This window comes from Mitsuaria sp. TWR114 (assembly GCF_007997345.1).
Genome location: NZ_VOSR01000117.1, coordinates 1 through 8574 on the forward strand (window position 1 = coordinate 1; position 8574 = coordinate 8574).

9 protein-coding genes are annotated in these 8574 nt (G+C 69.8%); 5 read left to right on the forward strand and 4 right to left on the reverse strand.

Translation table 11 applies throughout. From position 1 onward, the window contains the following. Positions 1–180 precede the first annotated feature (180 nt). Positions 181–1983: a phosphoenolpyruvate--protein phosphotransferase gene (ptsP, locus tag FUT87_RS05715; RefSeq protein WP_147240368.1), complete on the reverse strand. Its 1803-nt coding sequence runs from the start codon at positions 1981–1983 to the stop codon at positions 181–183. 197 nt (positions 1984–2180) lie between these two features. Here ptsP and FUT87_RS05720 point away from each other — a divergent pair, with 197 nt between their 5' ends. Continuing rightward, positions 2181–3029, forward strand: coding sequence for a GNAT family N-acetyltransferase (locus FUT87_RS05720; RefSeq protein WP_147240369.1), 849 nt, complete (start codon positions 2181–2183; stop codon positions 3027–3029). 65 nt (positions 3030–3094) lie between these two features. Here FUT87_RS05720 and FUT87_RS05725 read toward each other — a convergent pair whose 3' ends face one another. The 3 genes from FUT87_RS05725 to FUT87_RS05735 all read right to left on the reverse strand — a co-directional run bounded on the left by FUT87_RS05725 (position 3095) and on the right by FUT87_RS05735 (position 4386). Further along, positions 3095–3364, reverse strand: coding sequence for an HPr family phosphocarrier protein (locus FUT87_RS05725; RefSeq protein ID WP_091731299.1), 270 nt, complete (start codon positions 3362–3364; stop codon positions 3095–3097). Further along, on the reverse strand, positions 3361–3783 hold the full coding sequence (locus tag FUT87_RS05730) for a PTS sugar transporter subunit IIA (protein WP_254783511.1): 423 nt from the start codon (positions 3781–3783) through the stop codon (positions 3361–3363). Before FUT87_RS05730 ends, FUT87_RS05725 begins: the two co-directional genes overlap by 4 nt. 84 nt (positions 3784–3867) lie before the next feature. Then, a complete protein-coding gene (locus FUT87_RS05735; RefSeq protein WP_091731295.1) occupies positions 3868–4386 on the reverse strand; it encodes a hypothetical protein in 519 nt (172 codons plus the stop codon). Positions 4387–4460: 74 nt separating this feature from the next. Between FUT87_RS05735 and FUT87_RS05740 the strand changes: the two genes are divergently transcribed. From FUT87_RS05740 to FUT87_RS05755, 4 genes are all read left to right on the forward strand, one after another. Next, a complete protein-coding gene (locus FUT87_RS05740) occupies positions 4461–5726 on the forward strand; it encodes a CaiB/BaiF CoA-transferase family protein (RefSeq protein ID WP_147240370.1) in 1266 nt (421 codons plus the stop codon). Continuing rightward, positions 5723–6478, forward strand: coding sequence for an alpha/beta fold hydrolase (locus FUT87_RS05745; protein WP_147240371.1), 756 nt, complete (start codon positions 5723–5725; stop codon positions 6476–6478). The genes FUT87_RS05740 and FUT87_RS05745 overlap by 4 nt, the downstream gene beginning before the upstream one ends. Positions 6479–6650: 172 nt before the next feature. Continuing rightward, entirely contained in the window at positions 6651–7820 is a 1170-nt protein-coding gene (locus FUT87_RS05750; protein ID WP_147240372.1) for a hypothetical protein, read from the forward strand. Between the two features lie 66 nt (positions 7821–7886). Further along, complete coding sequence (locus FUT87_RS05755) at positions 7887–8396, forward strand: TlpA disulfide reductase family protein (protein WP_091731282.1); 510 nt, start codon at positions 7887–7889, stop codon at positions 8394–8396. Positions 8397–8574: the final 178 nt, after the last annotated feature.

The following is an 8574-nucleotide window of genomic DNA, read 5'->3' on the forward strand; positions in this document are numbered from 1 at the left end:
CTCGCCGCCAAATGAAAACTGGGAAGCCCAGTCAAATCATTTGACTACCTCGGCATATCCTCCGAGGCCGCCGCTCAAAACGTTGTCGTGAGCAGCGAAGACCGAGAGTCTAGCACGAGTTTTTTCGGTCGCGCAACTCCCTCGTCATCTGATCGTCATGACGCGCGTTTGGCGAGCCCCCTATATAGGGAGCGCCGGCCGTCCTGCGTCAATGCAGCCGTGACTGCGGCGCCAGCGCCTCCAGCGCGCTTTCGCGGGCTCATCGCTTTCCAGAATCCGCGGCAGCGCTGCCGACAGGCGCGGCACATCCGCCCGGAGGATCCGCTGTTTGACCGACGGGATCTGGGAAGGGTGCATCGAGAAGCAGGTCAGCCCCATGGCCAACAGCAGGTCGGTGAAGGCCGAATCCCCCGCCATCTCGCCGCATACGCTGACTTCCTTGCCGGCCGCACGAGCCTGGGCGATGGCATTGGCCAGCAGATGCAGGACCGCGGGATGCCAGGGGTCATACAGATGCGCGACCGCCTCGTCGGCGCGATCGATGGCCAGCGTGTACTGGATCAGGTCGTTGGTCCCGATGGACACGAAGTCCACGTGCCTGAGCAACTGCGGCAGCATGATGGCCGCCGCCGGCACCTCCACCATGACGCCAAGTTGCACCTCGCCGTACGCCTGGCCGGTCTCGTCCAGTTGGCCCTTGACCCGCTTGATGGTTTCCTGGATCTGACGGATCTCCCCCAGATGGGCCACCATCGGGACCAGCAGCTTCACCTTACCAAAGGCGCTTGCCCGATAGATGGCCCGCAACTGCTGACGGAACATGCTTGGCTCCGCCAGACTCCAGCGGATCGCTCGCAGGCCCATCGCCGGGTTGAGCACGTGCTCGTGGCGGAGTTCATTGACCGACATCCGATCCAGGGGCTTGTCCGCGCCGATGTCCACCGTGCGGATCGTCACCGGCAGGCCGGCCATCGCCTCGACGGCACTCTTGTAGGCAGCGAACTGCTCTTCCTCGCTGGGCAGGTCGCCCTCGCGGTTCATGAACAGGAACTCGCTGCGGAACAGGCCGACGCCGGTCGCGCCCGAGGCCAGCGCCGCCACGGTGTCGCCCGGCAGTTCGATGTTGGCGTGAAGCTCGATGCGCTGCCCGTCCATCGTGATCGCCGGCGTGTGGCGCAATCGGGCCAGCCGCGCGTTCTCGAGCTCCGCCTGGCGCTGCCTGAACCGGTACTCCTCCAGCACGATGGGGGAGGGATTGACGATGACCGTCCCGGCATCGCCGTCGATGATCACCCAATCGTCCTGGCGGATCAGCCGCGAGGCCTCGCGCGTTCCCACCACGGCGGGAATGGCCATGCTGCGGGCCACGATGGCGGTGTGAGAGGTCTTCCCCCCGATGTCGGTGATGAAGCCCTGGAAGACGCTGCGCTTGAACTGGATCATGTCCGCCGGCGCGATGTCGGCGGCCACCAGCAGCAAGGGATCCTCGCCGGCGAAGTCGCGCGCGACCACGGCCGAGGCGCCACTGGGCGACTCGTCCTGCTCGGTGGCGAGCGCAGCCAGCACGCGCTCGACCACCTGCTCCAGGTCGGCCTTGCGCTCGCGCAGGTAGTCGTCCTCCATTTCGTCGAACTGGCGCGCCAGCACCTCGAGTTGCGCCGACAGCGCCCACTCGGCGTTGTAGTGGCGGTCGACGATCCAGTCGCGGGCGGCATCGACGAGCGCCTCGTCGTTCAGCAGCAGCAGGTGGACATCCAGCAGCGCGTCGAGCTCATGCGGCGCGTCCTCCGGCAGCTCGGCCTTGAGGGCCTGCAGCTCGCGCGTCACCGCGTCGCGGCCGCGGACCAGCCGGGCATATTCCTGCTCCGCGTCGGCGGCGCCAATGAAGTAGTGGGCGACGTCGACGCGGCTGGACGCGACCAGCACGGCTCGGCCGATCGCCACGCCGCGGGAAACGGGAATGCCGAAGACCTGGAAACTCATGCGCCGACTTTAGCAGCGGGTGTCGAAGCCCTCTTGAGCCGCAGGTGAACTTGCGAAAACCCCTGTGAGCCCGGCGTCAATCGTCCGTGCGGGCGAGCGTGACGACGGCACGACTGTCATGGTTCGTTCACTTGAGGGTCACCGACGCGTCACCGCCGCCGCTCAGCATCCCGGCATCACTTCAGCGAGGCTTTGCCATGAGGGATCTGCCGCTGCCCACCCTGCCCTTCTCCGATCTGCGCCCCGCCGAGGCGCCCCGGAGGTCACTTCCAGCCAGCTCCCAAGACGTCGTTGTCGACGCTGCGCGCGCTCGCTTCCATGTGGGTTGGGCGCGCACGGAGGACGAGGTCCGGCAGGCCCAGCGCCTGAGGTACCAGGTCTTCGTCGACGAAATGGGCGCGCGGCTGAGCGTGCCCGCCGGTGCGCCCGCCGGTCATGACATCGACCTCTTCGACCCCTTCTGCGAGCACCTGCTCGTGCGCACGCTCGACGAGCACGGCCAACCGGCCGAGGTGATCGGCACTTACCGGGTGCTGACGCCGGAGGCGGCCCGCCGCGCCGGCGGCCTGTACAGCGAGACGGAGTTCGACCTGACCCGACTGCGCTCGCTGCGCCCCCGCATGGTCGAGCTGGGCCGCTCCTGCGTGCATCCGGACCACCGCCATGGCGGCGCCATCATGGCGCTGTGGGGCGCGCTGGCCGAATTCATGGTCCGCAACGACCTGGACACGATGATCGGCTGCGCCTCCATCAGCATGCGCGACGGCGGCCACTACGCGGCCAGCCTGTGGCGCCAGCTGGAAGGCAGCCATCTGGCCGACATCGCGTGGCAGGTGCGCCCCCGCCTGCCGCTGCCGGTCGACGACCTGCGCCAGGACCTGGTCGTCGAGCCGCCGCCGCTGATCAAGGGTTACCTGCGCGTTGGTGCGCGCATCCTGGGCCGTCCCGCCTGGGATCCGGACTTCAACACCGCCGACCTGCCGATGATCATGCGCATCGCGGACCTGCCGGCGCGCTACCGCAAGCACTTCCTCGGCGGTCTTTGACGACGCCCGTCCATGCAGAAATGAAAAGGGCTGCCTCGGCAGCCCTTTCTCGTGACGTGGCCGCCTTACTGGCCTTCGCCGAACTTGTCGTTGACCAGTGCGGTGATCGCCTCGTGCGCGGCCTGCTCGTCCTCGCCCGTGGTCTCGAGTTCCACTTCGGCGCCGATCCCGGCGGCCAGCATCATCACGCCCATGATGCTCTTGGCATTCACGCGCCGGCCGTTGCGGGTCATGAACACCTCCGCCTTGAATCCCCCCGCCAGTTTGGTCAGCTTCGCCGAGGCACGGGCATGCAGGCCCAGCTTGTTGCTGATGGTGAGGGTCGACTTGATCATGAGCAGGAAGGTTGGGACGAGGAGTGGGTGGAGCACGGCGCGGTCGCGTCGCACAGGATCCCCTGGGTACCGCCCTGGCTGGCGCGCTGCAGCAGCGCGTCCAGTCCTTCGCCGGCGTAGCACAGCGAGCGCCACAGCATCGGCACATTGACGCCGGTCAGCACCTTGACCTGCTCGCCCTGCAGGCGCAGCGCGGCATTCGTCGGTGTGGCGCCATAGACGTCGGTCAGCACCAGGGTCTGCAGATGTCCGGAGGCGCTGATCAGCGCTCGCGCCAGCGACTCGACATCGTCGGCGCTCATCTCCGGCGTCACGTCCAGCACGCTGAGCTGCAGCGCGCAGTGCGGGAACGTGTGCTCGGCCACCTGCTTGAGCGCGGTGGCCAGCGGAGCATGGGCGATCAGCAGCAGGCCGGACATGGGGCGCATTATCGTGCGGCGCAGCATGGCGCGGGCGGGGCCCGCACAAATCCTCAATCCGGGGGAGGGCGCCTTGGTGGTCCCTCAAAGGGGCAGTTGCACCGACCCCAGGAACACGTCCCAGGCCTCCGCGTCCAGGCGCTCGCCCTGCAGCAGCAGCTGGTACAGGCGCCCCTCGCGGGAGAACACGGCCTGGCGCACCTGCTGGGCCGGCTGGCCCGGCCGGGCCTCGAAGGCCTGCTGGAACGCTTCCGGATCGACGGCGATCCCGCGGACGCCGAGAGGCGCCGAGGCGCCGGGAGCCATCTGCCGGGCGATGCCGTCGTGCATGCGGCGCATCGCCGCGGAGGTCGCGCGCGCGTCGCCCAGGTCGGTCCAGGTGAAGGAGAACTGCCCGCCGCGGGCCTTGCAGCTCATGGAGCGCACGACGACCGGCTGGCCGGCGGGTCCGGGCTGGGTGCGCTCCTCGCGTTCGGGCTTGCAAGGGAACATCAGCGAGACCTGCGCGCCTTCCGGATCGACCTTGCGCCAGTTCAGCGCGGGACTGCAGCCGGCGGCCAGCACCAGCGGCAGGATCGGAACGAGCGGGGCCAGTCGTCGCATCGGGCGATTATGGCGGCCGTGCGACCGGCGCCTGCCTCGCGGGCGACCCCGGCGGCATCCCCCACAATGCCCCGATGAGCGAAGCGAACTCCCCCCGTCCCTCCGCCATGGCCCTGCAGGGCGTGCGCGTTCTGGATCTTTCCCGCGTGCTGGCCGGACCCTGGTGCACGCAGACCCTGGCGGACCTCGGCGCCGACGTCATCAAGGTCGAACGCCCCCCCAGAGGCGGCCATCCCGGCGGGGACGACACCCGCGGATGGGGCCCCCCCTATCTGAAGGACCGCGACGGCCAGGACACCGCCGAGGCGGCGTACTACCTGGGCGCGAACCGCAACAAGCGCTCGATCGGCGTCGACATCGCCAGTCCCAAGGGCCAGGCGCTGATCCGGGAACTGGCCCTGCGCGCGGACGTGGTGGTCGAGAACTACAAGGTCGGCGACCTGACCCGCTACGGCCTGGATGCGCCGGCGCTGCGCGCGCTCAATCCGCGGCTGGTGTTCTGCTCGGTCACCGGCTTCGGCCAGACCGGCCCTTACCGGGACCGCGCCGGCTACGACTACGCGGTCCAGGGCCTGGGCGGTCTGATGAGCGTCACCGGCGAGGCCGACGCGCTGCCCGGCGGCGGACCGCAGAAGGTCGGCGTGGCGGTGGCCGACCTGTTCACCGGCATGTATGCGACGGTGGCGATCCTGGCCGCGCTGCGCCACCGCGACGCGACCGGCGAGGGCCAGGTCGTCGACATGGCGCTGCTGGACACGCAGGTGGCGATGCTGGCCAACCTGGGCGCGAACTACCTGAGCACCGGCCAGGCGCCGCGCCGCATGGGCAATGCCCACCAGAACATCGTGCCGTACCAGGTCTTCCAGGCCAGTGACGGCCACCTGATCGTCGCGGTCGGCAACGACGGCCAGTTCGTCAAGTTCTGCGAACTGCTCGGCGTGCCCGAGCTGGCCCGCGATCCGCGCTATGCGACCAACGCCCAGCGGGTGCGGCACCGCGAGGCGCTGGTCCCGCTGCTGGCCGAGCGCATCGCCGCGCGCCCGCGCCAGCATTGGCTCGACGCGATGGAGGCGGCCAAGGTGCCGGGCGGCGCGATCAACGACCTGGCCGAGGTTTTCGAGGATCCGCAGGTGCGACATCGCGGCATGGTCGTGCCGATGGCGCATCCGCTGAGCGACGCGCTGCGCGTCGTCGCCAGCCCGATGAAGCTGTCCGGCACGCCGGTGGCCTACCGATTGCCCCCGCCGCTGCTGGGACAACACACCGACGAGGTCCTGGCCGAGCTCGGCCACGGCCCCGAGGCCATCGCCGCCTGGCGCGAGGAAGGAGTCATCGCATGAGCAGCACCGATCGAGACGGCGCGGATCGAGCGCGGGGCGTGGACATCGTCCTGGTGCACGGCGCCTGGCTGGGCGCCTGGGCGTGGAGGCGGGTGCTGGCGCCGCTGCGGGCGGCCGGCCATCGCGTCTTCCCGGTGACGCTGAGCGGCGTCGGCGAGCGGGCGCACCAGCCGCACGAGGGCATCCGCCTGCAAACCCACATCGACGACGTCAAGGCCGTCATCGAGTGCGAGGAACTGAGCGAGGTGCTGCTGGTCGGCCACAGTTACAGCGGCATGGTGATCACCGGCGTGGCCGACCAGCTGCCGACCCGCATCGCGCGGCTGGTCTACCTGGACGCGGTGGTGCCGGAGCCGGGCGAGTCCTGGTCCAGCCGCCACACGCCGGAGACCCAGGCGCAGCGGCGAGAGCTGATCGCGAAGTTCGGCCACCTGCCGGTGACCGAGCCGCACGGCATGGGGCTCAAGCCGGAGGACTTCGACTGGATGATGCGCTGCCAGCGCCCGCAGCCGGGCGGCGTCTACGACAGCCCGCTGGACTTCGACAAGGAGGCCTGGCTGGCGCGGCCGCGCACCTTCATCGACTGCAACCGGCCGGCCCTGCTCACCATCGCCGCCGCACGCGAGCGCGCCCGCAGTCAGCCCGGCTGGGAACGCTTCGAGATCCCGACCGGCCACCAGGTGATGATCTCGGCGCCCGAGGCGCTCATCGAGCGCCTGCTCATGCTGGCCGACCGCCAGGCCCAGGGCTGACGGATCGTCCGCCATCCGCCCCCGTCCCCCTAGGAAACGTGAGCCATTTCACGGCATCCCCCCAGGGGGGCGGTTGCCCCCGACTCACGGGATGGCCTCCCCCAGGACCGCGCGGAACCATGGCGCCTCCCCGCCCCGGCATGCCGCCGGCGGCCCACCCGAACGAGAGAGCATGTCCCGCCCGCCCCCCACCGTGGCCGCGCCGCTGGCCGCCAATGACATGGTGCAGCGCCCCAGCGATTCCCAATGGGGCGACATCGTCCAGCAGCTCGGCGCCGAGATCGCCGGCCCGCTGAGCGGGGCCCTGGAGCGCATCCACGCCTTGATCAGCAGCGGCCAGATCGACCGCCAGGGCCTGCGGGCGCTGCGCGACGCGGTGGCGCAGGCCCGCGAGGCCGGGATGGTCAGCCAGCAACTGGCCCGGCTGGCGTCGGGCCGGCTGCGGCTGTCGCGCGAGCAGGTGTCGCTGACGCAGGTGCTGCGCGGCGTGCTGGCGCAGCGCAGCCGCGAGACCCAGGCGCGCGGCATCCAGATCCGCCAGCTGCTGCAGCCGATCGAGGTGATGACCGACGCGTCGCTGCTGTTCTCGCTGCTGAACGCGGTGATGGACTGGGCGCTCACGAACACGCATTCCTCGCTGGAGATGCGGCTGGACCTGACGCCCTGGCCCGCCAAGGCGCGGCTGATGTGCCGCTTCGCCCACCGCTCGCTGGACCTGGGCAGCGCGCCTTCGTCGGCGATCAACGAACCGCCCGAATCGCTGAACTCGCTGACCTGGCGCCTGATCGAGCAGACCGCGCTGACGATCGGCGCGCTGCCGCTGCGCGAGGACGAGGCCGGCATCACGATGCTGACGCTGGAGTTCCCGCACCTGGCCGGCGACGAGCCCGGCGCGCAGCACGGCCCCGCGCCGGTCGCGCCGCCGGACCGGCCCGAACTCGACGATCCGACGCCGTCGCACAACTCCAAGCCGCTGGCGGGCTGCCACCTGCTGATCGTCTCGCCGCGCCGCGAGCTGCGGCAGGAGATCCAGGCCGCGGTGCGCCACATGGGGCTGATCATCGACGCCGTGGGCTCGATGGACGAAGCCCTGCAGTTCTGCGAGGAAGGCCTGCCGCACGGCATCGCCTTCGAGCAGTCGCTGCGCGACGCGGACTTCGATCGCCTGCGCGCCGACATCACCGGCGAGGTGCCCAACTTCAGCTTCGTCGAGGTGATGGACGGCGACCAGCAGACGCAGCTCTCGACCGCGACGACCGACCACATGGCGCGGATCTCGCGGCAGAACCTGCAGGACGCGCTGCCGTCGGTGCTGCTCTTCGAGCTGTCCAAGGCGCTGTGAGGCGACCTCCCACCCAAGCCCCTGCCGGGTGACGGGCCACGGACGACCGGCATACACTCGCCCCCCATGAAGCTGCCTCGCTGGACCGGACTCCTGTTGTTGGTTGCCGCCGTCGGTGTCGGCGCCGGCCTCGCCTACGAGGGCCTGAAGCCCGAACCCGCCCCCCAGGTGGATTACGTGCTGCTCGACGGCTCGAAGCACGCGTCCGCGCAGGCCTGGTCCGGCAAGGTGATGCTGGTCAACTTCTGGGCCACGTCCTGCACGACCTGCGTCAAGGAAATGCCCAACGTCATCGCGACGCACCAGAAGTACAAGGACAAGGGTTTCGACACGCTGGCGGTGGCCATGAGCTATGACCCGCCGGCCTATGTCGCCAACTATGCCGAGACCCGCCAGCTGCCCTTCGGCGTCGCGATGGACAGCACCGGCGAGATCGCGCGCCGCTTCGGCAAGGTGCAACTCACGCCCACCACCTTCCTGATCAACAAGCGGGGCGAGATCGTCAAGCGCTTCGTCGGCGAGCCCGACTTCGCTGCGCTGCACGGCACGATCGAGAAGCTGCTCGCTGAGAGCTGATCCGCCCTCGCCGCCCCGAAGCATGCCGCTCCTCGAGCGGCATTTTTCTTGGCCGCTCCTCGGGCGGGGCCGGACGCTTTGCGATTCTTTTCGTCGGCGACACCAGGCTGCTGTCGCCAGATACTAGGGTGTCGACATGCCCGCCGACCCTGCGCCCTGACGGCGCCGCGACGGCCAG